The organism is Streptomyces sp. D2-8, assembly GCF_023184515.1.
In the GTDB taxonomy this organism is placed as follows: domain Bacteria; phylum Actinomycetota; class Actinomycetes; order Streptomycetales; family Streptomycetaceae; genus Streptomyces.
This window is the reverse complement of record NZ_JAAHBP010000009.1, coordinates 189,887-212,119: the sequence shown is the minus strand read 5'-3', so window position 1 is coordinate 212,119 and position 22,233 is coordinate 189,887. Positions and strand designations below refer to the sequence as shown.

23 protein-coding genes are annotated in these 22,233 nt (G+C 71.0%); 8 read left to right on the top strand and 15 right to left on the bottom strand.

Annotation, left to right across the window (positions count from 1 at the left end; all coding sequences use genetic code 11):
- Positions 1 to 21: 21 nt before the first annotated feature.
- From G3I77_RS18995 to mgt, 4 genes are read left to right on the top strand one after another with little or no spacing between them, the layout of a single operon-like run.
- On the top strand, positions 22 to 975 hold the full coding sequence (locus G3I77_RS18995; protein WP_374385706.1) for a carbohydrate ABC transporter permease: 954 nt from the start codon (positions 22 to 24) through the stop codon (positions 973 to 975).
- Positions 972 to 1,805, top strand: coding sequence for a carbohydrate ABC transporter permease (locus G3I77_RS18990; RefSeq protein ID WP_248505303.1), 834 nt, complete (start codon positions 972 to 974; stop codon positions 1,803 to 1,805). Before G3I77_RS18995 ends, G3I77_RS18990 begins: the two co-directional genes overlap by 4 nt.
- Positions 1,805 to 3,079 (top strand): ABC transporter substrate-binding protein, encoded by a 1,275-nt coding sequence (locus G3I77_RS18985; protein ID WP_248505301.1) that lies wholly within the window; start codon positions 1,805 to 1,807, stop codon positions 3,077 to 3,079. The genes G3I77_RS18990 and G3I77_RS18985 overlap by 1 nt, the downstream gene beginning before the upstream one ends.
- A gap of 8 nt (positions 3,080 to 3,087) precedes the next feature.
- Positions 3,088 to 4,329 (top strand): macrolide-inactivating glycosyltransferase, encoded by a 1,242-nt coding sequence (gene mgt, locus G3I77_RS18980; RefSeq protein ID WP_248505299.1) that lies wholly within the window; start codon positions 3,088 to 3,090, stop codon positions 4,327 to 4,329.
- Between the two features lie 208 nt (positions 4,330 to 4,537).
- Here the strand turns inward: mgt and G3I77_RS18975 are convergent, their stop codons facing one another.
- Positions 4,538 to 5,488, bottom strand: coding sequence for a zinc metalloprotease (locus G3I77_RS18975; protein WP_248505297.1), 951 nt, complete (start codon positions 5,486 to 5,488; stop codon positions 4,538 to 4,540).
- Positions 5,489 to 5,687: 199 nt separating this feature from the next.
- Here G3I77_RS18975 and G3I77_RS18970 point away from each other — a divergent pair, with 199 nt between their 5' ends.
- Positions 5,688 to 6,005 carry a hypothetical protein gene (locus tag G3I77_RS18970; RefSeq protein WP_248505295.1) on the top strand — a complete coding sequence of 106 codons (318 nt, stop codon included), beginning with the start codon at positions 5,688 to 5,690 and terminating at the stop codon, positions 6,003 to 6,005.
- A gap of 67 nt (positions 6,006 to 6,072) precedes the next feature.
- On the opposite strand, the gene G3I77_RS18965 is transcribed toward G3I77_RS18970, so the two are convergent.
- A complete protein-coding gene (locus G3I77_RS18965) occupies positions 6,073 to 8,325 on the bottom strand; it encodes an MMPL family transporter (protein ID WP_248505293.1) in 2,253 nt (750 codons plus the stop codon).
- A gap of 340 nt (positions 8,326 to 8,665) precedes the next feature.
- On the opposite strand from G3I77_RS18965, the gene G3I77_RS18960 reads away from it, so the two are divergent.
- The 3 genes from G3I77_RS18960 to G3I77_RS18950 all read left to right on the top strand — a co-directional run bounded on the left by G3I77_RS18960 (position 8,666) and on the right by G3I77_RS18950 (position 10,643).
- Complete coding sequence (locus G3I77_RS18960) at positions 8,666 to 9,214, top strand: DUF1697 domain-containing protein (RefSeq protein ID WP_248505291.1); 549 nt, start codon at positions 8,666 to 8,668, stop codon at positions 9,212 to 9,214.
- Entirely contained in the window at positions 9,207 to 9,581 is a 375-nt protein-coding gene (locus G3I77_RS18955) for a nuclear transport factor 2 family protein (protein WP_248505289.1), read from the top strand. Before G3I77_RS18960 ends, G3I77_RS18955 begins: the two co-directional genes overlap by 8 nt.
- Before the next feature lie 234 nt (positions 9,582 to 9,815).
- Complete coding sequence (locus tag G3I77_RS18950; RefSeq protein WP_248505287.1) at positions 9,816 to 10,643, top strand: GvpL/GvpF family gas vesicle protein; 828 nt, start codon at positions 9,816 to 9,818, stop codon at positions 10,641 to 10,643.
- Between the two features lie 3 nt (positions 10,644 to 10,646).
- Here the strand turns inward: G3I77_RS18950 and G3I77_RS18945 are convergent, their stop codons facing one another.
- The 13 genes from G3I77_RS18945 to G3I77_RS18885 all read right to left on the bottom strand — a co-directional run bounded on the left by G3I77_RS18945 (position 10,647) and on the right by G3I77_RS18885 (position 22,156).
- Entirely contained in the window at positions 10,647 to 11,399 is a 753-nt protein-coding gene (locus tag G3I77_RS18945; RefSeq protein ID WP_248505286.1) for a sirohydrochlorin chelatase, read from the bottom strand.
- 5 nt (positions 11,400 to 11,404) lie between these two features.
- Positions 11,405 to 12,301 carry an ABC transporter permease gene (locus tag G3I77_RS18940; protein ID WP_248505284.1) on the bottom strand — a complete coding sequence of 299 codons (897 nt, stop codon included), beginning with the start codon at positions 12,299 to 12,301 and terminating at the stop codon, positions 11,405 to 11,407.
- Positions 12,288 to 13,076, bottom strand: a complete 789-nt coding sequence (locus tag G3I77_RS18935; RefSeq protein ID WP_248505282.1) for an ABC transporter ATP-binding protein — start codon at positions 13,074 to 13,076, stop codon at positions 12,288 to 12,290. The genes G3I77_RS18940 and G3I77_RS18935 overlap by 14 nt, the downstream gene beginning before the upstream one ends.
- 48 nt (positions 13,077 to 13,124) lie before the next feature.
- Positions 13,125 to 14,228: an ABC transporter substrate-binding protein gene (locus G3I77_RS18930; RefSeq protein ID WP_248505280.1), complete on the bottom strand. Its 1,104-nt coding sequence runs from the start codon at positions 14,226 to 14,228 to the stop codon at positions 13,125 to 13,127.
- A 222-nt stretch (positions 14,229 to 14,450) separates the two neighbouring features.
- Positions 14,451 to 15,785 carry a sulfate adenylyltransferase subunit 1 gene (locus G3I77_RS18920; protein ID WP_248505278.1) on the bottom strand — a complete coding sequence of 445 codons (1,335 nt, stop codon included), beginning with the start codon at positions 15,783 to 15,785 and terminating at the stop codon, positions 14,451 to 14,453.
- A gap of 2 nt (positions 15,786 to 15,787) precedes the next feature.
- Positions 15,788 to 16,723, bottom strand: coding sequence for a sulfate adenylyltransferase subunit CysD (gene cysD / locus G3I77_RS18915; RefSeq protein WP_248505276.1), 936 nt, complete (start codon positions 16,721 to 16,723; stop codon positions 15,788 to 15,790).
- Positions 16,720 to 17,283, bottom strand: coding sequence for an adenylyl-sulfate kinase (gene cysC / locus G3I77_RS18910; protein WP_248505275.1), 564 nt, complete (start codon positions 17,281 to 17,283; stop codon positions 16,720 to 16,722). The genes cysD and cysC overlap by 4 nt, the downstream gene beginning before the upstream one ends.
- On the bottom strand, positions 17,280 to 17,990 hold the full coding sequence (locus G3I77_RS18905) for a phosphoadenylyl-sulfate reductase (protein WP_248505273.1): 711 nt from the start codon (positions 17,988 to 17,990) through the stop codon (positions 17,280 to 17,282). Before G3I77_RS18905 ends, cysC begins: the two co-directional genes overlap by 4 nt.
- Positions 17,987 to 18,175, bottom strand: coding sequence for a hypothetical protein (locus G3I77_RS18900; protein WP_248505271.1), 189 nt, complete (start codon positions 18,173 to 18,175; stop codon positions 17,987 to 17,989). The genes G3I77_RS18905 and G3I77_RS18900 overlap by 4 nt, the downstream gene beginning before the upstream one ends.
- A complete protein-coding gene (locus G3I77_RS18895; protein ID WP_248505269.1) occupies positions 18,172 to 19,869 on the bottom strand; it encodes a nitrite/sulfite reductase in 1,698 nt (565 codons plus the stop codon). Before G3I77_RS18895 ends, G3I77_RS18900 begins: the two co-directional genes overlap by 4 nt.
- A 127-nt stretch (positions 19,870 to 19,996) precedes the next feature.
- Positions 19,997 to 20,080, bottom strand: coding sequence for a putative leader peptide (locus G3I77_RS41215; RefSeq protein WP_338117313.1), 84 nt, complete (start codon positions 20,078 to 20,080; stop codon positions 19,997 to 19,999).
- Between the two features lie 126 nt (positions 20,081 to 20,206).
- Complete coding sequence (locus G3I77_RS18890; protein WP_248505267.1) at positions 20,207 to 20,779, bottom strand: GNAT family N-acetyltransferase; 573 nt, start codon at positions 20,777 to 20,779, stop codon at positions 20,207 to 20,209.
- 66 nt (positions 20,780 to 20,845) lie between these two features.
- Positions 20,846 to 22,156, bottom strand: coding sequence for a hypothetical protein (locus G3I77_RS18885; protein WP_248505265.1), 1,311 nt, complete (start codon positions 22,154 to 22,156; stop codon positions 20,846 to 20,848).
- Positions 22,157 to 22,233: the final 77 nt, after the last annotated feature.

The window sequence follows — 22,233 nt, the reverse complement described above, 5'->3', positions numbered from 1 at the left end:
GCCTGCAAAGGGGCTGATTCCGTGACAACGGTGACCGAGGCTTCACCACCTTCGCCACCGAGGAGACGGGCCGGCCGCAGACCCGGCGGGGACCGGCCCCGGCGAGCCGCCGACCACGGCGCCTGGTTCCTGGTGCTCCCCGCCCTGATCCCGATCCTCGTCCTCAGTGTCGGGCCGCTGCTGTACGGGATCCTGCTGGCCTTCACCGACGCCCAGTCGGGCCGCACCGCACCCACCCGGTGGATCGGCGCCCTCAACTTCCGGGACCTGCTGCACGACACGCTGTTCTGGGAGTCGTTCCGGATCGGGCTGGTGTGGGCGGTCGGGGTGACCGTGCCGCAGTTCCTGCTCGCGCTGGGCCTCGCCCTGCTGCTCAACCAGGACCTCCGGCTGCGCTGGCTGGCCCGGGCCCTGGCGATCATCCCCTGGGCCATGCCCGAGGTCGTCGTCGGCATCATGTGGCGGCTCGTCTACAACCCGGACGCGGGCATCCTCAACGAGACCCTGCGCGACCTCGGCCTGGGCAGCGACCGGGACTGGCTCAGCGGACTGGCGACCGCGCTTCCCGCCGTGATCCTCGTCGGCGTCTGGGCGGGCATGCCCCAGACGACGGTCGCGCTGCTCGCCGGGCTTCAGAACACCCCGCGCGAACTCCACGAGGCGGCGGCGGTCGACGGCGCCGGCGCCTGGCGCCGCTTCCGCACGGTCACCTGGCCCGCCCTGAAACCCATCGCCCTCGCCATCACCGCGCTCAACCTCATCTGGAACTTCAACTCCTTCGCCCTGGTCTACGTGCTGACCAACGGCGGCCCTGGTGGCCGGACCCGGCTGCCCATGCTCTTCGCCTACGAAGAGGCCTTCCGCTACGGGCAGTTCGGCTACGCGGCGGCGATGGGCTGCGTGATGGTGGCCGTGATCTCGATCGCCCTGGCGGTGTTCCTCGCCGGCCGCCTCAGGGGAGGTGACGACTCGTGAGGAACGGCCGCCCGGCCCGCGTCGGCCAGTACACCGCGCTGCTCGCGTACCTCGTCTTCCTCGCCTTCCCGTTCCTCTGGCTGGTCTCCACCGCGTTCAAGCCGCCGCGCGAGCTCGGCAGCCTGCACCCGAGGTGGATCCCCGAGGACCCCACCCTCGACAACTTCCGGCAGGCCTTCGACGAACAGCCGCTGCTGCACGCCGCCCTCAACTCCCTGCTCGCCGCACTCGCGGCGGCCGTCGTCGCCGTCCTGATCGCGACACCGATGGCCTACGTCGTCGCCCGGCGCCGCACCCGGCTCGCGAAGGCGGTGACGGGCTGGGTGGTGGTCAGCCAGGCGTTCCCGTTCGTCCTGCTGATCATCCCGCTGTTCCTCGCGCTGAAGAACCTCCGCCTGATCAACTCCGTGCCGGGGCTGGTGCTGGTGTACGTGGTGTGGGCGCTGCCCTTCGCGCTGTGGATGCTCGCCGGGTACGTACGGGCCGTGCCGCCCGAGCTGGAGGAGGCGGCGGCGGTCGACGGGGCGGGCCGGGTGCGGACGCTGGTGTCGGTGACCGCGCCGCTGCTCGCGCCGGGCATCGTGGCGACCGCGCTGTTCGCGTTCATCACCGCGTGGAACGAGTTCTTCTTCGCGCTCGTCCTCCTCAAGACACCGGAGAAACAGACGCTTCCCGTGGTCCTCACCCACTTCATCGGCGCCGAGGGCGTCGCCGACCTCGGTCCGCTCGCCGCGGCCGCGTTCCTCGCGACCCTGCCCTCGCTGGTCGTCTTCGCGGTCATCCAGCGGCGGATCACGGGCGGCATGCTCACCGGGGCGGTGAAGAGCTGATGCGCACCCGTCTGCTGGCCCTGGTCCTCCTGCTGCTGCTCGCCGGCTGCTCCTCCGGCGGCACCCGCGACGACGGCCGGATCACCCTGCGCTTCCAGTCCCTGGCCTGGCAGGAGGAGTCCGTCGAGGCCAACAGGGCGCTGGTGAAGGAGTGGAACGCCACCCACCCGGATGTCCGGGTCGAGTACGTCCAGGGCAGCTGGGACAGCGTCCACGACCAGCTCCTCACCGCCTTCGAGGGCGGCGAGGCGCCCGACATCATCCACGACGCCTCCGACGATCTGGCGGACTTCGCCTACGGCGGCTACCTGGCCGATCTCACCGGCCTGCTGTCCGCGAGGCTGAAGTCGGACATCCCGCGGCGCAGTTGGGAGACGACCGCCTTCGGGGACGGCCTCTACGGGGTGCCGTTCCTCCAGGAACCGCGCGTGCTGATCGCCAACGCGAAGTGGCTCCGACAGTCCGGCACACGGATCCCGACGCCGGAGAAGCCGTGGAGCTGGGCCGAGTTCCGCCGGATCACCGAGCGCCTCAGCGGCCGGGGGAAGTACGGCGTCGCCTGGCCGCTGAAGGAACCCGTCTCCGCCACGCTCAACCTCTCGCTGTCGGCGGGTGGACGGCTCTTCCACCGGGGGCCGGACGGCAAGGTGACGGTCCGGTTCGAGGCGGCCGACCAGGTGGTGCCGCGCACCGTCCACGGCCAGGCGAACACCGACCGCAGCGCCTCGCCCACGACCCTCGGCAGCGGCGGCTCCGACACGCTGCCCGGCTTCTTCGCAGGCAGGTACGCGATGGTCCCGCTCGGCTTCTCCTACCGTCAGCAGATCGTCCAGCAGGCCCCGAAGGGCTTCGACTGGCAGGTTCTGCCCGCCCCGGCGGGCGCCGGCGGACTCACCCAGGGCGTCAGCCCGCAGACCCTCTCCATCGCCGAGGACAGCCCGCACAAGAAGGAGGCCGCGGAGTTCCTCGACTTCCTTCTCAGGCCGGCGAACATGGTCCGGCTCGCCCTCGGCGACTGGATGCTGCCCACCGGCAGCCAGGCCCTGAAGGACCCCGCCCTGCACCGGACGAAGGACGGCTGGGCCACCGGCACGGCCCTCGCCGAGCACCTGCGCCCGGCCCCGGCCCAGTCCGTCCGCGGCTACCCGGAGTGGAAGGACAAGGTCGCCACCCCCGCGTTCCAGGAGTACTACAGCGGGGCGATCGGCCTCCGGGAGCTGAGAGCCCGTCTGGAGGATGACGGAAACCTGGTGCTGGCGCGCTATCAGCGCTGACGGAATTCATGTTGCACGAGACGTATCGTCTCGCGTACGGTCGGCGCATGACCAGTCGCGCCCACATCGCCATGTTCTCCATCGCCGCCCACGGCCACGTGAACCCGAGTCTGGAGGTGATCCGCGAGCTCGTGGCGCGCGGCCACCGGGTGACCTACGCGATCCCGCCCGTCTTCGCGGACAAGGTCGCGGACACCGGCGCCGAGGCGAAGCCCTGGAACTCCACGCTGCCCTCGCCCGACGACGACCCGGAAGCGTGGGGGAGCACACTGCTGGACAACGTGGAGCCGTTCCTCGCCGACGCGATCCAGGCCCTCCCGCAGCTGATCGAGGCGTACGAGGGTGACGAGCCGGACCTCGTCCTGCACGACATCGCCTCCTACCCGGGCCGGGTCCTGGCCCACCGCTGGGGCGTCCCCGCGGTCTCCCTCTCGCCGGCCATGGTCGTCTGGGAGGGGTACGAGGAGGAGGTGGCCCGGCCCCTGTGGGAGGAGCCGAAGAAGACCGAACGGGGCCGTGCCTACTACGCCCGCTTCCATGCCTGGCTCGAGGAGAACGGGATCACACAGCACCCCGACGACTTCGGGGGCCGGCCCGACCGCTCGATCGTCCTGCTCCCGAAGGCGCTCCAGCCGAACGCGGACCGTGTCGACGAGCGCGTGTACTCCTTCGTCGGCGCCTGCCAGGGCGACCGCACCGCCGAGGGCGGCTGGCAGCGCCCGGCCGATGCCGAGAAGGTCGTGCTCGTGTCCCTCGGGTCCGCCTTCACCAAGCAGTCCGGCTTCTACCGGGAGTGTGTCAAGGCGTTCGGCGACCTGCCCGGCTGGCATCTGGTGCTCTCGGTCGGCAAGCACGTCGACCGGGCCGAGTTCGCGGACGTCCCGGCGAACGTGGAGGTGCACTCCTGGGTGCCGCAGTTGGCCATCCTGAAGCAGGCCGACCTGTTCGTCACGCACGCCGGCGCCGGCGGCAGCCAGGAGGGCCTGGCCACCGCGACGCCGATGATCGCCGTACCGCAGGCCGTGGACCAGTTCGGCAACGCGGAGATGCTCCAGGGCCTCGGCGTCGCCCGCCGCGTCCCCACGCAGGAGGCGACCGCCGAGACCCTGCGCGCCGCGGCCCTCGCCCTGGTCGGAGATCCGGAGGTCGCCCGGCGTCTGAAGGAACTGCAGGCGGAGACGGCCCAGGAGGGCGGCACCAGGCGCGCGGCCGACCTCATCGAGGCCGAACTGACCGCCCGCCGGAGCTAGTGCTCCGGCGGGCAACGTTGGCCCGTCAAGGAGCGGCGTCCGGTGCGTGCTCTCGGCGTGCCGGCCGGAAGTCCTCGTACTGGACGTACTTGGGCTTTCGGCCGGTGCGGCGAGTGGGGGTCCCCCCCCCGCTCGAAGAGCTTGGGGGAGCGTGCCGGGCGTCGCGACGGGCCGAACGTTGCCTGCCGGGGCACTGGTCAGGCCGTCGTCACACCGCGACGGCCTGGCGGGTGAGGGTCAGGCGGGCGTTGTCGAGCGTGGCGTCCATGCGTGCCGACTGGCCCTTGGTGAACATGAACATCGCGGCGTCGTCGGTGTAGTCCATGTAGTTCATGAACATGTCGCCGTCCGGTCCGTTGCTGCACGTCACATGGGGGAAGCGGGGTGAACCGGTGTTCGCCCCGGCCTGGTTGGGGGTGTCCGCCACGAAGTCGCTGCCGCTGCACCCCTCGTCGTCGTCGCCCCAGATGTGCCGCAGGTTCAGCCAGTGCCCGATCTCGTGCACGGCCGTGCGGCCGCCGTCGAACGGTGCCGTGGCGGTGCCGGTGGTCCCGAGGGCGGTGTGCGTGACGACCACGCCGTCCGTGGAGGCGGCGCCGCCCGGGAACTGGGCGTAGCCCAGCAGCCCGCGGCGCAGCCGGCAGACCCAGAGATTCAGGTAGACGTCCGCGGGCCAGGCGTCCTGGCCCCCGCTCAGGCTGAACTTGACCAGGTCGTCGGTGTCCCAGTCGGCGTTCGCGCTCCGGGTCCGTGTGATGCCGTCCGTGGGGCGGCCCAGCGGGTCGGTCCGGGCGAGGTGGAACTGCAGGCGTGCGTCGGCCACCAGGTCCTGCCAGATCGCGGGCACCTTGCTCACGTCCGGGTTGCTCGCGCGGAAGTCCTGGTTGAGGACGTCGATCTGACTGTGGATCTGGGCGTCGCTCACGTCTTGCTCGGGGGTGCTGTGCACGACGTGCACGACGACGGGGATGTCGATCAGGCCCTGCCGGGCGGTGACCTGATCCATCGACTCGTAGGCGAACGCGGTGTTCTCGATCAGGGCCCGGTTCTCGGCGTACTCCGGGTTCAGGGTGAGGAGTCTGCGGTGCACCTCCATGGCGCCGCACCAGCGGCTGTAGTCGGGCGAGGTGGCGCGATGGAATGCCTGCGCATCGGACATGGCTTCCCCCTTGGGGGAGCTGGGGTGTGCCGCGCACGCGGCTGCGGAACTGCGCGTCTGACACGCGCCGCGAGGGCCGGGCGACGCCGGGCGGAGCGGTCGGTTGCCCGTTCCCTCCGAACCCATACACTGATAATTCTAGGCACTTCGGCATAAGAGCGGCAATGTGGACGGTGTCGGACGAGTGAGGTGGCCGGTCATGCGAGAGCCCCCGCCGGACCTGTTCCGCTCGTGGCTCCACTCCTACGAGGAGGACCACGAGGACGTGCGGGTCTACCGGCCGGACGACTTCCCCTTCCCGCCCGCGCGCGGGCGCCGCGGCATGGAGTTCGTGCCCGACGGCACCTTCGTCGACCACCCGCTGGGGCGCGGTGACGCCCCCGGCGCCGTACCCGGTCGCTGGCGGCTCCTGTCGGACCGTCACATCGCGCTCACCGTCGGCGGCACCCGCCCGGACCGCGAGCTGGAGATCGTGCGCTGCGACGAGCGGGTGCTCCAGGTGCGCCGGCTGACCTGACGCGAGCGCACGGAAGGGCCTGTTGGTTGCTTCGGCAACCAACAGGCCCTGCGCACCACCGCGGCGATCAGACCTTGAGGGGCTCACCCTCGTCGTCCCGTGCCGCCGGTCGGGTGACCGCCTGGGGCGTCTCGTCGTGCGTGAGGTCCGGCAGCCGGTGCAGCCACTTCGGCAGGTACCAGTTGCGCTCGCCGAGCAGCGCCATCACGGCCGGCAGCAGTACACCCCGGATGATCGTCGCGTCGATGAGCACCGCGGCCGCGAGGCCGACGCCCATCTGCTTCATGGACTGCATGGACAGCGTCCCGAAGATCGCGAACACGGCGACCATGATGACCGCGGCACTGGTGACCACCCCGGCCGTGGTGACCACGCCGTGCCGGATCGCCTCCTTCGTCGCCAGGCCCCGCAGCCGCGCCTCGCGGATCCGGGAGACCACGAACACGTGGTAGTCCATCGACAGGCCGAACAGGATCACGAAGAGGAACAGCGGCAGCCAGGTGATGATCGCGCCGACGCCCTCCGCGCCCACCAGGGACGCGCCCCAGCCGTGCTGGAAGACAGCGACGAGGATGCCGTACGCGGCGCCCACCGACAGCAGGTTCAGCACGATCGACGTGACCGCGATGGTCAGCGAACGGAACGACAGCAGCATCAGCGCCAAGGCGAAGACCACGACGAACGCGAACACCGGGACGACCGCGCCCGCCAGCTGGTCGTTGAAGTCCTTGGAACCCGCGACCTGCCCGGTGATGGGCGCCTCGACCCCGTCGACCTTGCCGAGCGTGGCCGGACGCACCTCCTCACGCAGCTTGTCCAGGCTCGCCTCCGCCTTGTCCAGATCGGAACCGCCGACGAGCGGGACGTAGACGAACGCGACGTTCCGCGCGTCGTGCAGCTTGATCTCCACCGGGCCCCGCGAAGCGCCCGAACTGATCGCCCGGTCACGGAAGTCGGCGAGCGCGGACTTCACCTCCGGCGCGTTGATGTCGTGCGCCTTGACGATCACCTCGGCCGGTTCGGAACCGCCCGGGAAAGCGTCGTTGAGCCGGTTGTACGTCTGCACGATGGGCAGCGAGTCACCGAACTCCTGGTCCAGGGTGAGCTGTTGCGTCTTCATATCGAGCGCGGGGGCCGAGATGGCCAGCAGCGCACCGGCCGCCACGACGACGGCGACCACCGGCTTGGCGAGGACGCGCCGCAGCACGGCCGTCCAGAACCGGCTGTCCTGACGCCCGCCGCTCCGCTTGCGCCGCCGCAGGAACGGCAGGCGGCCCTTCTCTACGCGCTCGCCCAGCAGCGACAGCAGCGCGGGCAGCACCGTCACGGACCCCACCATGGCCACGGCCACCACCATCAGCGAGGCCAGGCCCATCGCCTCGAACTCGGCGAGGCCGGTGAACAGCATGCCCGCCATCGCCACGCACACCGTGACACCCGAGACGACGATCGCCCGGCCGCTGGTCGCGGCGGCGATCCGGAGGGCCGTCTGCGCGTCCCGGCCCGCCTCGCGCTCCTCGCGTTCCCGGCGCAGGTAGAACAGGCAGTAGTCGACGCCGACGGCCAGACCGACCAGCAGCATCACGGAGTTCGCGGCATCGCTCATCGGTATCACATGGCTGACGACGCCCATCAGACCCATCGTCGCCATGATCGCGGTGATCGCCAGCACCACCGGCAGCAGCGCCGCGACCAGCGCGCCGAACGCGATCAGCAGGATGCCGAAGGCCACCGGCACCGCGGAGTACTCGGCCTTCTTGAAGTCGTCGCCGTACGCGTCGGCGAACGTCTTCATCATGCTGGCGCCGCCGATCTCCTCGATCCGCAGCGCCTCGTGCTCCTGCTGGACGCCCTCGACGGCCTTCAGCACCGGCTCGACCCGCTCGCCGGCGGTGTCCGGCTCGCCGCGCATGTCGAACTGCACGAGCGCGCTGCGGCCGTCCTTCGAGATCGTCTTCGTGTCGTACGGCGAGGTCACCTCGGTGGTCCGGCCGGTCCCCTCGACGGCCCGCACGACGGCGTCGACGGCGTCCCGGAACTCGGCGTCCGTCGCCTTCAGGTCATCGCTCTCGGCCTGGATCAGCACGGTCTCAGTGGCCGGCTCGTCGATCCCGGCGTCCTCGATGATCCGCGCGGCGGTGTGCGTCTCGCCCTTCAGCTGGTCGCTGTCCTTGACGTCGACCCGGCCCGCTGCCGAACCGAGCCCCATCGCCAGGACGACGAACAGCACCCAGATACCGACGGCAGCCCATCGGTGCCGGGCGCTCCAGCCGCCGGCCCGGGCGGCGAGGCCCCGCACCCGTATGTCTCCGTTCCCCATGACGGGCTTGCCCCCTCGTGATGCGGTGGCGGCCCCCTGCCGCCCCCTTCCGCTTCGAAGGTATGGGCCGGATAAAGCCATCTCGTCGTGCTGCCCGGTGAAGTGGCGGGGCCGGAACTCATCCCCACGGAGCGAGCTCCCTCCCCACTGGGGAGGACCCCCACGGACTGTGGTCCCCTACACCTATCGCGAGACAATTCGGGCTCCCCGGGTGTGTGGATCCTGAGCAGACGGTTGTGCCCCGCGAAGACCGGTGAGTAATTTACGGTGCCGGGCAGCTGCCCGCGGCGGCCGTCGTGCCCACCCCCACGGGGCACGACGGCCGCCTTATCGTGAGCGGATGACGACGACATACGCGGCCCTGCTGCGCGGAATCAACGTGGGCGGCAGCAGGAAGGTCCCCATGGCCGACCTGCGCACCCTCCTGGCGGGCCTCGGCCACGACGACGTACGCACCTACCTGCAGAGCGGCCAGGCCGTGTTCTCCGCCGGCCACGGCAGCGAGGAGTCGCTGGCCGACGAGATCGCGCAGGCCATCGACAAGCGCTTCGGCTTCGGCGTCGACGTGATCGTGCGCGACCACGCCTATCTGCGGGCCGTCGCCGACGCCTGCCCGTTCCCGGCCGCCGACCTGGAGGCCAAGCAGCTCCACGTCACCTACTTCTCCACCCCCGTCACCGCAGACCGCTTCGCGGAGATCGACCAGGACGCCTACCTCCCCGAGGAGTTCCGCCTCGCCGACCGGGCCCTGTACCTGTACGCCCCGAACGGCCTGGGCCGTTCCAAGCTCGCCGAACACCTGTCGAAACCGCGCATCAACAAGGGCGTGATCGCCACGACCCGCAACTGGAACACCGTCGTCAAGCTGGTGGAGATGACCGGTGCCTGAGCACAACCCGGCCGTCGAGTCCGCGATGGAGGGCGAACTCGCCCTGCTCACCCCGAAGGTCCGCCGATCGCCGGAGCGGGTCGGGGCGCTGCTCCACCCCGACTTCCACGAGTTCGGCGCCTCCGGCCGGCACTGGAGCCGGGCCGCCATCATCGCCTCCCTGGCCGCGACCACCGAGTCCGGCGCCCGGCCCGTCGCCGTCTCCGCCCTGAGAGGCGTGCAGCTCGCCCCGGACCTGGTCCACCTCACCTACGACACGGAGTACGACGGCAGCCGCGCACACCGCAGTTCGCTGTGGCGGCGCACGGAGGGCCGCTGGCTGCTCTGGTTCCACCAGGCGACCCCGTTCAGCGAGCGGGCAACGTGACCCGGCGGTCCCCCAGGTAGGACGTGTACGACGTGATCTCGGCCGGCGCGGTCGGCCGCGGGTCCGTGCAGAGCCGCGGCCAGTCGTCCGCGGAGCGGGCCGCGCCCTCGCGCGGTCAACCCGCCGGGCGTTCGGCTGAACGCCTTAGCCACCCCTTCCGTACCTACGGAAGGACGGCACGAGAACGGAGTCTCGCGAGAGGAATCGCACGGCCACCGACAGGAGCCCGCAGTCATGAGCGACACGAACCTCGTCTACGCCTACGCGGTCCTGCGCCGCACCCCCGAGGCCGCGGCGGCCGCGGCCCACCTGCGCGGTGTCGCCGGAGAGCCGATCCACCTGGTCACCCCGGCGGTCAGCAGCCCTCAGCTCGCCTTCGCCGTCGGCCACGTCCCGCCCGCCGACTACGACGACGCACCCCTCCAGGCCCACCTCGACGACCTGGACTGGCTGGAGTCCACGGTCCGTTCCCACCACGCCGTGGTGGCCGCCTTGGTCGCGTCCGGCACCGCCGTGCTGCCCCTGCGCCTCGCCACCGTCTACCGCGACGAGGACACCGCCCGGCAGGCCCTCGACACCCGCCGCGGTTACTTCCTCTCCCTGCTCGACCGGCTCACGGGCCACGTCGAACTCGGCGTGAAGATCTACGCCGCCCCGGACATCACCCCGCCCGAGGCCGACGCGGAGTCCGCGCAGGACCCCCTGACGGGCCTCGGCGTCGGGCGGGCCTACCAGGTGATCCGCCGCCGCAGACAGCGCAGGAACGAGGAGGCCTGGCGTACGGTCGCCCAGGCCGCCGCCCACCTCACCGAAACGGCCGGGACCCTCGCCGTCGACCGCGTCGCCCACACCCCAGAACGCGGCAGCCTGGCGGGCACGGCCCCCGGCACCAACCTCGGCAACGACGCCTACCTCGTCCCGAAGGACCGGGTCACCGCATTCCGCACGGGCATCCTCACGGCGGCGCAGGGCGTGCCCGGCCTCCGCGTGGAGATCACCGGCCCGTGGGCCCCGTACTCCTTCGCCCTCCAGCCGGAACCGCACGAGGAAGCAGCGGCGTGACCGTCAGGCGCTCACGGCCGCCGGCAACGGCACCCGTGCCGCCTCGTACCGCTCCAGCACCACCCGCGCCACCTCCGGCGCCGGTCCCAGGACATCCGCCAGGACGTCCGCCTCGGCCGCCCCCCGGGCGATACGGTCCGGCAGGAAGCCGGGGGCCAGCACGTACGGGGAGACGGCGACCCGGGAGCAGCCGAGTGCGCGGAGTTCGCGGACGGCGTCCTCGGTGCGGGGGAACCCCGCGGGAGAACCAGCGGAGGCGAACGCAGGCCGCACGGCGCACCAGCCGGTGTGCCGCCACTCCCGCGCGATTTCTGCGATCACTGCGATCGCCTCCGGGTCGGTGGACCCCGCCGAGGCCAGGACGACCCCGGTCGAGGACTTGTCGGCGGGGGTCAGGCCCGCCTCGTACAGCCGCCGCTCCAGGGCTGCCAGGAGGAGAGGAGAGGGGCCCAGGACGTCCGCCTGGTGGATGCGGAGCTGCGGGGGCGCGTCCGCGAGGACCGCGGGAATGTCGGCCTTCGCGTGGAACGCCCGGGTGAGGAGGAGGGGCAGGGCGACGACGTCGCGGACGCCCTGCACCGCCAGGGACTCCAGCACCCCCTGCACCGAGGGGACGTTGAAGTCCAGGAAGCCCGTCTCCACGCGTACGTCGGGGCGCAGCGAACGTACCCGGCGCACCAGGGCGTGCACCGTCGCGGCATGACGCGGGTCGCGGCTGCCGTGGGCGATGACGAGGAGGACGGGCTTGCTGTTCATGGGCTTCAGCTCTTCACCAGCAGGCCGCGGCTGCGCAGCACCCACCGCTCCAGCGGACTGAAGATCAGCAGGTCGATGGCGATGCCGACGACGAGGATCAGGAGGATGGCCTCGAAGACCATGGCCATGTCGCTGGCGTTGCGGCCGTTCTCCAGCAGTTGGCCCAGGCCGACGCCGAGGTCGGGGAAGGACGCGATGATCTCGGCGGCCATCAGGGAGCGCCAGGAGAAGGCCCAGCCCTGCTTCAGACCCGCCACATAGCCGGGCAGGGCGGCGGGCAGGACGATGTGCCAGGTGCCCTTCAGGCCCGTGGCGCCGAGCGTGCGGCCCGCGCGCAGGAACAGCGGGGGCACCTGGTCGACGCCGGAGACCAGGCCGTTGGCGATCGACGGGACCGCGCCGAGCAGGATCACCGCGTACATCATCGAGTTGTTCAGACCCAGCCAGATCACCGCCGGCGGCACCCAGGCGACCGACGGCAGGGACTGCAGGCCCGACAGGATCGGGCCGATCGCCGCGCGGATGAACTTCACGCGGGCGACGATCAGTCCCAGCGGCGTGCCGATCACCAGGGCGAGGCAGAAGCCGAGCAGACCGCGCGAGACGCTGGTCCAGATGTAGCCGAGCAACTCGCCCTGGAGCCACGCCGTCCGGACGACGTCCCACACCGCGGACGGCGCGGGCAGCTTGGCCGGGTCGTCGACGATCTTGAACGAGACGAGCGCCTGCCAGACCGCCAGCACCAGCGCGACGGCGAGGAGGGGCGGCAGGATCTTCTGGACGAAAGTCTGCCGGAACGGCGTGCGGAGCGTCTGCCGCGTCTCCAGCGCGTCGAGGCCCGCCTCCAGTCCGGCGAGATCGCTGCCGTCCTTGGCGACGGTCGTCGAATCAGTGCTGGCCATGACGGCGGATCTCCCCACGCAGTTCTTCGGTGATCTCGACGGACAGCTCCGCCACCTGGGTGTCCTCGATGCGGCGCGGGTGCGGGATGTCCACCGTCCACTCGCGTGCGATCCGTCCCGGACGGGAGGACAGCAGCACCACGCGCTGCGCGAGCCGGACCGCCTCGCGCACGTTGTGCGTGACGAACAGGACGGACAGCTGCGTCTCGCGCCAGATGCGGGTCAGCTCGTCGTGCAGCACGTCCCGCGTGATGGCGTCCAGAGCCGCGAACGGCTCGTCCATCAGCAGCAGCTTGCTCTCCTGGGCGAGCGCACGGGCCAGCGCGACGCGCTGGCGCATCCCGCCCGACAGCTCGTGCACCCGCTTGCCGTACGCGCCCTTCAGCCGCACCAGTTCGAGCAGCTCTTCGGCACGCTCCCGGCGCTCGGCCTTCGGCACGCCCCGCAGCTTCAGGGCGAGTTCGATGTTCTTGCCCGCGGTCAGCCACGGGAACAGCGCGTGCTCCTGGAACATCAGCGCCGGGCGGCCGTCCGTGGCGATCTCGCCGACGGTGGGGCGGTCCAGGCCCGCCACCAGGTTGAGCAGGGTGGACTTGCCGCAGCCCGAGGCCCCCAGGAGGGTGACGAACTCTCCCGGCGCGACATCGAGGGTGATGTCGTCCAGGACGAGCTGCTGCCCGGCGGGGCCCGGATACGACTTCGACACGTGTCCGATCCGGGCGGCGTGCGTGGCCGACTCGGTGCCGTCGGCGGCCTTGGCGAGGGTCGTGGCCATGGTCGTCACCTCCTGGGAACTCTTCACAATGCGGCTTCGGGTGCGGGCTTACTTCGCGCCGAGTCCGGCGTCGTCGACCGCGGGCTCGCCCTCGGCCTTCAGGACCTTGTTCAGCGGCGCGAGGTCGTAGATGCCCTTCAGGTCCGGCTTCTCGAGCAGCCCCGCCTTCACCGCGTGCTCGGCCTCGGTGCCGAGGGTGGAGGCCAGCGGGTCGTCGGTGAACCGGATCGACTTCCACGCCGGGTCCAGCACATCGGCGGGCAGCGCCTTGCCGGAGTCCTCCTCCAGCTGCTTGTTCGCAGCCGCCTTCGCCGCGTCGGGGTCGGCGTTGATCCACTTGTTGGTCTCGACCGAGCCCTTCAGCACGGCCTCGACGACCTTCGGGTGCTTCTCGAGGAACTCCTGCCGCACGATGATGTTCGTGATCACGAACTTCTCGTCCGGCCACAGCGACGCCTCGTCGAGCAGCACCTTGCCGCCCTCGGCTACCAGCTTCGACGCGGTCGGCTCCGGCACCCAGGCACCGTCGACGGACCCGGCCTTGTAGGCGTCCGGCGTGACCTTGTTGTCGCTGCGGACGACCGTGACGTCACCCTTGCCGCTCTGCGGGTCGACCTTCCAGCCCTGGTCGGCCGCCCAGTTGAGGAACGCCACGTCCTGCGTGTTGCCGAGCTGCGGGGTCGCGATGCGCTTGCCCTTGACGTCCTTCAGCGACTTGATCTTGTCCGGGTCGACCACGAGCTTCACACCGCCGGACGCCGAACCGCCGATGATGCGCAGGTTCTTGCCGGCGGACTTGGTGTAGCCGTTGATGGCGGGGGAGGGGCCGATCCAGCCGATGTCGATCGAACCGGAGTTGAGCGCCTCGATCTCCGAGGGACCCGCGTTGAAGACCGCGGGCGCGGCCCTGGTGGCGCCGAGGGCCTTCTGGAAGAAGCCCTTCTGCATGCCCACCAGCGCGGTTCCGTGGGTCAGATTGCCGAAGTAGCCGATCTTGACGCTGTCGAGACCGTCGATCTTCTTCGCCCCTGCGGCGACCTTGGCGGTGCCGTCGTCCTTGGCCTGGGAGCCGTAGCCGCAGGCGGCCAGCGTGAGCAGGGGAAGTGCGGCGACGACCGCGAGGCCGCGGCGAAGAGCGGATGAAGCAGGCACGGGAGGTGGTCCTCTCGGAGGCCCGGCGGTCACGGTCTCTCAGGTCGTGGCCGGGAGGTCGGCAGGTTTTCGTCTACGGCGGCGGGGGGCGAGGGCGCGCATGCGGTGCGCGTACGTCAGCGCACACATCGCGCCACTCCGCCCTGCCCGCTGCCGAGAGCACCGCTGCCGACGCGGCCGCCCTCCTTGGCGAACATCGAGTAGAAGTCGGGGGAGGTCATGTCAGAAGTCCCACCCGTCGTCCTCGGACTCGTCCTTGACCGGCTCCGGGGCCGCGAAGGACTCGCCGACCATGCCGGCGGTGAGGGTGGTGCCGTCGTTCGGGTCGATCAGGATGAACGAGCCGGTGCGGCGCGAGTCGGCGTAGGAGTCGACCGGCAGCGGCTCGGCGGTACGGATCTTCACCCGGCCGATGTCGTTGGCGACGAGCTGTCCCGGGTGCGGGTGCAGGGACAGGTCGGCGAGCGTGAGACGGGAGGGGATGTCCTTGACGATCGCCTTGACCGTGCGGGTGCCGTGCTTGAGCAGCACCCGGTGCCCGACCGTCAGCGGGGCGTCGGCGACATGGCAGACGGTCGCCTCGATGTCCTGCGTGGTCGCGGGCGCGTCCTTGCTCGGGACGATCAGGTCGCCGCGGGAGATGTCGATGTCGTCCTCCAGCAGGAGGGTCACCGACTGCGTCGTCCAGGCCACGTCGACCGGCTCGCCCAGCAGGTCGATGCCGGAGATCTTCGAGGCGCGGCCCGACGGCAGCACCGTGACGGACTCGCCGACGCGGAAGGAACCGGCGGCGATCTGACCGGCGTAGCCCCGGTAGTCCGGGAGGTCGGCGCTCTGCGGCCGGATCACGTACTGCACGGGCAGCCGGGCGTGGCAGTGGCTCAGGTCGTGGCTGACCGGCACGGTCTCCAGGTGCTCCAGCACGGTCGGGCCGCCGTACCAGTCCATGTTCGCGGAAGGCTCCACCACGTTGTCGCCGACGAGCGCCGAGATCGGGATCGCGGTGACCTCGGGAACGCCCAGCTCGGTCGCGTACGCCGTGAACTCCTCGGCGATGGCGGCGAACACCTTCTCCTCGTACCCGACGAGGTCCATCTTGTTGACCGCGAGGACCACGTGCGGGACGCGCAGCAGCGCGGCGAGGGCGGCGTGCCGGCGGGTCTGCTCGACGACGCCGTTGCGGGCGTCGATCAGGATCACCGTCAGCTCGGCGGTGGAGGCGCCGGTGACCATGTTCCGCGTGTACTGCACATGGCCGGGGGTGTCGGCGAGGATGAACCGCCTGCGCGGGGTGGCGAAGTAGCGGTACGCCACGTCGATCGTGATGCCCTGCTCCCGCTCGGCCCGCAGGCCGTCCGTCAGCAGCGCGAGGTCCGGGGCCTCCTGGCCGCGGCTCGCGGAGACGCGCTCCACGGCCTCCAGCTGGTCGGTGAGGACCGACTTGGAGTCGTGCAGCAGCCGCCCGACGAGGGTGGACTTGCCGTCGTCGACGGAGCCCGCGGTGGCGAACCGCAGCAGCGTGGTCTCCGAGAGTTCCTCGGTCGTGATGGTGCTCATCTCTAGAAGTACCCCTCGCGCTTGCGGTCTTCCATCGCGGCCTCGGACATCTTGTCGTCGGCGCGGGTGGCGCCGCGTTCGGTGAGCCGGGAGGCGGCGATCTCCAGGATCACCTTCTCGATGGTGTCGGCGTCGGAGTCCACCGCGCCGGTGCAGGACATGTCACCCACGGTCCGGTAGCGCACCAGCCGCTTCTCGACGGTCTCGCCGTCCTTCGGCCCGCCCCACTCGCCGGCGGTCAGCCACATGCCGCTGCGGGAGAACACCTCGCGCTCGTGCGCGTAGTAGATCTGCGGCAGCTCGATGCCCTCGCGGGCGATGTACTGCCACACGTCCAGCTCGGTCCAGTTGGACAGCGGGAACACGCGGACGTGCTCACCGGGCGCGTGCCGGCCGTTGTACAGGTTCCACAGCTCCGGGCGCTGCCGGCGCGGGTCCCACTGGGAGAACTCGTCCCGCAGGGAGAACACCCGCTCCTTGGCCCGGGCCTTCTCCTCGTCGCGGCGGCCGCCACCGAAGACGGCGTCGAACTTCTCCGCCTGGATCTTCTCGGTCAGCGGCAGCGTCTGCAGCGGGTTGCGGGTGCCGTCCGGGCGCTCCTTGAGGACGCCGCGGTCGATGTAGTCCTGCACGGAGGCGACGTGCAGCCGCAGCCCGTGCTTCTCCACCGTGCGGTCGCGGTAGTCGAGGACCTCGGGGAAGTTGTGCCCGGTGTCCACGTGCAGCAGGGAGAACGGCACCGACGCCGGCCGGAAGGCCTTCAGCGCCAGATGCAGCATGACGATGGAGTCCTTGCCGCCGGAGAAGAGGATCACCGGCCGCTCGAACTCGCCCGCCACCTCGCGGAAGATGTGCACCGCCTCGGACTCGAGGGCGTCGAGGTGCGACAGCGCGTACGGGCTGTCGGTCTCCTCGGAAACGGTGGCAGCGGTCGTCATGCCAGTCCCCTTTCGCTGAGCAGGGCGTGCACCGATGCCGCGGACTCCTGCACGGTCTGGTTCTGCGACTCGATGCGCAGATCGGGCGACTCGGGCGCCTCGTACGGGTCGTCGACGCCGGTGAGCCCGGTGAGCTCGCCCGCGGCCTGCTTGGCGTACAGGCCCTTCACGTCACGCTCGCTGCACACCTCGACGGGCGTCGCGACATGCACCTCGACATACGCGGTGCCGTTCGCCTGGTGGCGCTTGCGTACCGCCTCCCGGCTGTCCTGGTAGGGCGCGATGACCGGGACGAGGGCCAGCACGCCGTTGCGGGCGAGCAGTTCGGCGACGAAGCCGATGCGCTGCACGTTCGTGTGCCGGTCCTCGCGGCTGAAGCCGAGGCCCGCGGAGATGAACTCGCGGATCTCGTCGCCGTCGAGCACCTCGACCCGGTGGCCCTCCGCGCGGAGCCGGCTGGCCAGCTCGTAGGCGATGGTGGTCTTGCCCGCGCTCGGCAGACCCGTGAGCCAGACGGTGGCTCCGGTCGTCACGTCACTCTCCTGAATCGTCGTCGTCATCCGTGCAGCCCGCACTCGGTCTTGCTGCGGCCCGCCCAGCGTCCGGCGCGGGCGTCCTCGCCCTCCAGGACGCGGCGGGTGCAGGGGGCGCAGCCGACGGAGGCGTAGCCGTCCATCAGCAGCGGGTTCGTCAGCACGCCGTGCTCGGTGACGTACGCGTCCACGTCGTCCTGGGTCCAGCGGGCGATCGGTGAGATCTTGGCCTTCTGCCGCTTCTCGTCCCAGCCGACCACCGGGGTGTTCGCCCGGGTCGGGGACTCGTCGCGGCGCAGACCGGTCGCCCAGGCCTGGTAGTCCTTCAGGCCCTGCTCCAGCGGCTGCACCTTGCGCAGCTTGCAGCACAGATCGGGGTCGCGGTCGTGCAGCTTCGGGCCGTACTCGGCGTCCTGCTCGGCGACCGTCTGGTGCGGGGTGAGCGTGATGAGGTTGACGTCCATCACGGCCTCGACCGCGTCGCGGGTGCCGATGGTCTCCTCGAAGTGGTAGCCGGTGTCGAGGAAGACGACGTCGACGCCGGGCATGGCGCGGGCGGCGAGGTGGGCCACCACGGCGTCCTCCATCGAGGAGGTCACGCAGAAGCGCTTGCCGAACGTCTTCGCTGCCCACTGGAGGATCTCCAGCGCGGAGGCGTCCTCCAGATCACGGCCCGCCTGCTCGGCGAGCTGCTTCAGGTCCTCGGTGGTGCGCTCTTCCTGAGCGGTCGTCATATCTGTGCCCCTCCGGAATCGGATCGCTTCAGTCCCTGGGCCAGCAGCCCGAGGAACTTCAGCGAGAAGGCCCGGTTGCACGCCGCGCATTCCCACGCGCCGTGCCTGCCCTCAGCGGCCTCGCTCGGACGCAGGTCCTCGTCGCCGCAGTAGGGGCAGTAGAACGGTGCGGCGCGCTCGCTCACGACAGGGCCTCCTCGCCGGCCCGCGCCGCCCAGGTGGCGAACCGCTCGCCGTCCTCGCGCTCGGCCTGGAACCGCTTCAGGACGCGCTCGATGTAGTCCGGCAGTTCGTCGGAGGTGACCTTCAGGCCGCGCACCTTGCGGCCGAAGCCGGCCTCCAGGCCCAGGGCGCCGCCCAGGTGCACCTGGTAGCCCTCGACCTGCTCACCCTGGTCGTTGAGCATGAGCTGGCCCTTGAGACCGATGTCCGCGACCTGGATACGGGCGCAGGCGTTCGGGCAGCCGTTGAGGTTGATCGTGATCGGCTCCCCGAAGTCCGGCAGTCGGCGCTCCAGTTCGTCGATCAGCTGCGAACCGCGCTGCTTGGTCTCGACGATGGCCAGCTTGCAGAACTCGATGCCGGTGCAGGCCATGGTGCCGCGCCGGAACGAGGACGGCCGGGCGGTCAGGTCGAGCGCCTCCAGGCCCTCGACGAGCGAGTCGACCTTGTCCTCCTCGACGTCGAGGACGATCATCTTCTGCTCGACGGTGGTCCGCACCCGGCCCGAGCCGTGGGCCTCGGCGAGGTCGGCGATCTTCGTGATCGTCGCGCCGTCGACGCGTCCCACGCGCGGGGCGAAGCCGACGTAGAACCGGCCGTCCTTCTGCCGGTGCACGCCGATGTGGTCGCGCCACAGCTGGGACGGCTGCTCGGGGGCCGGGCCGTCGGTCAGCTTGCGCTGGAGGTACTCGTCCTCCAGCACCTGCCGGAACTTCTCCGGGCCCCAGTCGGCGACGAGGAACTTCAGCCGGGCGCGGGTGCGCAGCCGGCGGTAGCCGTAGTCACGGAAGATCGAGATGACGCCCTCGTAGACGTCCGGCACGTCGTCGATCGACACCCAGGTGCCCAGCCGCACGCCCAGCTTGGGGTTGGTGGACAGGCCGCCGCCGACCCACACGTCGAAGCCGGGGCCGTGTTCGGGGTGGACGACACCGACGAACGCGACGTCGTTGATCTCGTGCACCACGTCCAGCACCGGCGAGCCCGAGATCGCGGTCTTGAACTTCCGGGGGAGGTTCGAGTACGCCGGGTTGTTCAGGACCCGGCGCTTCATCTCCTCCAGCGCCGGGGTGGCGTCGATGATCTCGTCCTCGGCGATGCCCGCCACCGGCGAGCCGATCATCACACGCGGGGTGTCGCCGCACGCGGTGACCGTCGACAGGCCCACGCCCTCCAGCCGGTTCCAGATCTCGGGCACGTCCTCGATCCGGATCCAGTGGTACTGGACGTTCTGCCGGTCCGTGATGTCGGCGGTGCCGCGCGCGAACTCCTGCGAGATCTCGCCGATGACCCGCAACTGCTGCGTGGTCAGGGCCCCGCCGTCGATCCGGACGCGCAGCATGAAGTACTCGTCGTCCAGCTCCTCCGGCTCCAGGACGGCCGTCTTGCCGCCGTCGATGCCGGGCTTGCGCTGGGTGTACAGACCCCACCAGCGCATGCGGCCGCGCAGGTCGTTCGGGTCGATCGAGTCGAAGCCCCGCTTGGAGTAGATCGTCTCAATGCGTGTCCGCACATTGAGACCGTCGTCGTCCTTCTTGAACTGCTCGTTGCCGTTCAGCGGGGTGAAGTGTCCCGCGGCCCACTGGCCCTCACCGCGGTGACGGCTCACCTTGCGGCGGGGAGTCGCGGCGGCAGGCTTCTGCGGGGTGGCGGCCATGGTTGATACGTCCTTCGGACAGGCGGGAATGCGGCTCTGACCTGCGCGTGCGCGCATGGGCATACATGCGCGTCATTGCGCGGGAAAGGAAAGGAGAAGGGGGATGTCGGGCGCGGGCTGAGTACGCTCAGAGCGCCGGACAGATGGCGCTGGACATGCGGCCGAGGTCGACGTGCCGCCGACTCACCAAGGCAATTCCAGTTCCAGACATGACGGAAGCGTGTCACGGCGATCTGGACAGAGTCCAGCTTCGTCCAAGATGCGGACACCCTTGTCTCGCAGAGCAAGACAAGGGTGTCGTTGGTCACATCGGGCGTCCCCGAGGTGTCCGTCCAGGTCAGACGGGGAACGCCCCAGGCCATGGTCCCGGAGCGGCGGCATCCGCCTCCTCCTCGACCTTGGTGTCGAACAGCTTGAAGCCGCGCCGCTGGTAGTTGTCCATCGCGTGCTCGCCGTCCTTGCTGCAGGTGTGCAGCCAGACCCGCTTCGTCGGGGACAGTCCCGCCCAGCGGTCCGCGAGGTCCCAGGCCCGGGCCGTGCCGTAGGACAGCAGGTGCCCGCCGATGCGGCGGCCCCGGAAGGCGGGGAGCAGCCCGAAGTAGACGATCTCCACGACCGCGTCGTCCTGCGCCTCCAGCTCCACGTACCCCGCGGGCGTGCCCCGGTCGTACGCCACCCAGGTCTCCACGCCGGGCCGCTCCAGGTGCTCCACCCACCGCGCGTACGACCAGCCGAGCCGGTCCGTCCAGAGGATGTCGCCGCCCACCGACGCGTACAGGAACCGGCTGAACTCGGGCGAGGGCGCCTCGGAGCGGACGACCCTGACGTCCCCGTCCGGCGCGACGGCCGGCAGCAGGTCGGTCGGGGCGGTCTGCTCCAGGGACCAAGTGGTCACGGCGATGGTGGTCATGCGGGCCAGAAAACCATCTGACCTACACGTCTGTCGATCGGCCCCGTGCTCCGCGGGCGGCGCCGGTCAGCGCAGCGCCCTGTCCATGGACGTCAGCGGCAGCGCGAACAGCATCCGCCCCGACTGGGACCAGACCTCGCCGGTCTCCTCCCAGTAGGACAGGGAGCCCGACCCTCCGCTCCAGCAGTGCCGCGTCTCGTCGGTGCCGCACTCCGTCGCCCGCGCGCCGTCCGTGTCCTGGCGCCACAGCGTCCCGTGCCCGCCCGGGCTGCCCGCCGCGCGGTCCAGGTACCAGTCCGAACGGCGGGCCAGCACGCCCCGCACGTCGGCGGTCTTGGTCTCGTACGCCTCGACCGGGGCCGCCTCACCGGAGGAGTCGGTGGTGAGCAGGCCGGAGCGGGCCGGGTCCCGGCTCAGCGCGTAACGCCACAGCCGGGTGCGCCGGTCGGTGTCCGCGGGCACCCACTCGCTCGCGACCAGACTGTCGGGGGAGGTGCTGCGGTCCAGGGAGACGGTGGCCGGGCGGGCCGCGTCGTCCCCGCCGGGCAGGGTGTACGAGCCGACGGCCGGCAGCACGAACCGGTAACCGTGCGCCGCCCAGCCGCCCCGCACCCGGCCGACCGCGTCGGACTCGACGGTGGCGCGCTGGATGCGGTCCATGTCGTACACGTACAGCGCGTCCCGGTCGCCCTCGCGGGTCGTCACCAGCAGCTTGTCCTGGTACCAGACCATGCCGGACAGCGGGGAGACCAGCCCGCGGTAGTCCCGCCCGCCGTCCACCGGGACGGCCAGCAGGGCCCAGGTGTAGCGGAGCGCGCCGGGTTCGTTCGCGTCGACGAAGGCGACCTTGGCGAGGCCCTGCCCGGGGGCCGGGCCGTCCATGGAGCCGCCTTCGGCGCCCCGGGTCCAGCCGGACAGGATCACGCGGTTGCCGTCCCAGCGGCCGTCGTCGTCCGCGTCGCCCGAGGTCGTGACCGCGCCGGCCCGCCAGCCCCGGGTGTCGGAGCCGCCGAAGCAGTACGCGCGGGTGGCCGCCGGCTCGACCGGCAGGCTGTGCTTCTCGGCGGTCGAGCAGCCGGCCGCGTCCCGCAGGGGGAGGTCGGCGTTCTCCAGCACCGTGCCGACGCCGACGGGCGGGCCCATCTCCGACGCCAGCCGGTTCAGCCACCGCCCGGGTACCCGGTGCTCGGCCAGCGGCAGCCGCCCGGACGCGTCGGACGCGGCGAGGGGCTTCAGAGCCCCGGGGGCGTCGGCGACGGTGGCCTGCGAGGCGCTGATCAGGGTGGCGGCGGCGGTGAGCGCGAGAGCCGTCCCGGCCAGGGTCGCGCGCAGCGCCCTGCCCCGCCTGCGCCGCCGGTGTCTGCCGCGATGCTTCATAACGTCCTCCCGAGACGGACCAACTGCGCCTGGTGATCCGTACGTTGACGGAGGAGCAGGTGGGGTGGTCCGTAGAG

Bases quoted from the DNA above. Each gene is read 5' to 3' on its own strand.
- G3I77_RS18935 (WP_248505282.1), bottom strand. From the start codon at position 13,076: ATGGCCACGACCCTCGCCAAGGCCGCCGACGGCACCGAGTCGGCCACG.
- G3I77_RS41215 (WP_338117313.1), bottom strand. From the start codon at position 20,080: ATGTCTGGAACTGGAATTGCCTTGGTGAGTCGGCGGCACGTCGACCTC.
- G3I77_RS18890 (WP_248505267.1), bottom strand. From the start codon at position 20,779: ATGACCACCATCGCCGTGACCACTTGGTCCCTGGAGCAGACCGCCCCG.
- G3I77_RS18905 (WP_248505273.1), bottom strand. From the start codon at position 17,990: ATGACGACCGCTCAGGAAGAGCGCACCACCGAGGACCTGAAGCAGCTC.
- G3I77_RS18965 (WP_248505293.1), bottom strand. From the start codon at position 8,325: ATGGGGAACGGAGACATACGGGTGCGGGGCCTCGCCGCCCGGGCCGGC.
- G3I77_RS18970 (WP_248505295.1), top strand. From the start codon at position 5,688: ATGCGAGAGCCCCCGCCGGACCTGTTCCGCTCGTGGCTCCACTCCTAC.
- cysD (WP_248505276.1), bottom strand. From the start codon at position 16,723: ATGACGACCGCTGCCACCGTTTCCGAGGAGACCGACAGCCCGTACGCG.
- G3I77_RS18940 (WP_248505284.1), bottom strand. From the start codon at position 12,301: ATGGCCAGCACTGATTCGACGACCGTCGCCAAGGACGGCAGCGATCTC.
- cysC (WP_248505275.1), bottom strand. From the start codon at position 17,283: ATGACGACGACGATTCAGGAGAGTGACGTGACGACCGGAGCCACCGTC.
- G3I77_RS18945 (WP_248505286.1), bottom strand. From the start codon at position 11,399: ATGAACAGCAAGCCCGTCCTCCTCGTCATCGCCCACGGCAGCCGCGAC.
- G3I77_RS18960 (WP_248505291.1), top strand. From the start codon at position 8,666: ATGACGACGACATACGCGGCCCTGCTGCGCGGAATCAACGTGGGCGGC.
- G3I77_RS18895 (WP_248505269.1), bottom strand. From the start codon at position 19,869: ATGGCCGCCACCCCGCAGAAGCCTGCCGCCGCGACTCCCCGCCGCAAG.
- mgt (WP_248505299.1), top strand. From the start codon at position 3,088: ATGTTGCACGAGACGTATCGTCTCGCGTACGGTCGGCGCATGACCAGT.
- G3I77_RS18975 (WP_248505297.1), bottom strand. From the start codon at position 5,488: ATGTCCGATGCGCAGGCATTCCATCGCGCCACCTCGCCCGACTACAGC.
- G3I77_RS18985 (WP_248505301.1), top strand. From the start codon at position 1,805: ATGCGCACCCGTCTGCTGGCCCTGGTCCTCCTGCTGCTGCTCGCCGGC.
- G3I77_RS18920 (WP_248505278.1), bottom strand. From the start codon at position 15,785: ATGAGCACCATCACGACCGAGGAACTCTCGGAGACCACGCTGCTGCGG.
- G3I77_RS18885 (WP_248505265.1), bottom strand. From the start codon at position 22,156: ATGAAGCATCGCGGCAGACACCGGCGGCGCAGGCGGGGCAGGGCGCTG.
- G3I77_RS18950 (WP_248505287.1), top strand. From the start codon at position 9,816: ATGAGCGACACGAACCTCGTCTACGCCTACGCGGTCCTGCGCCGCACC.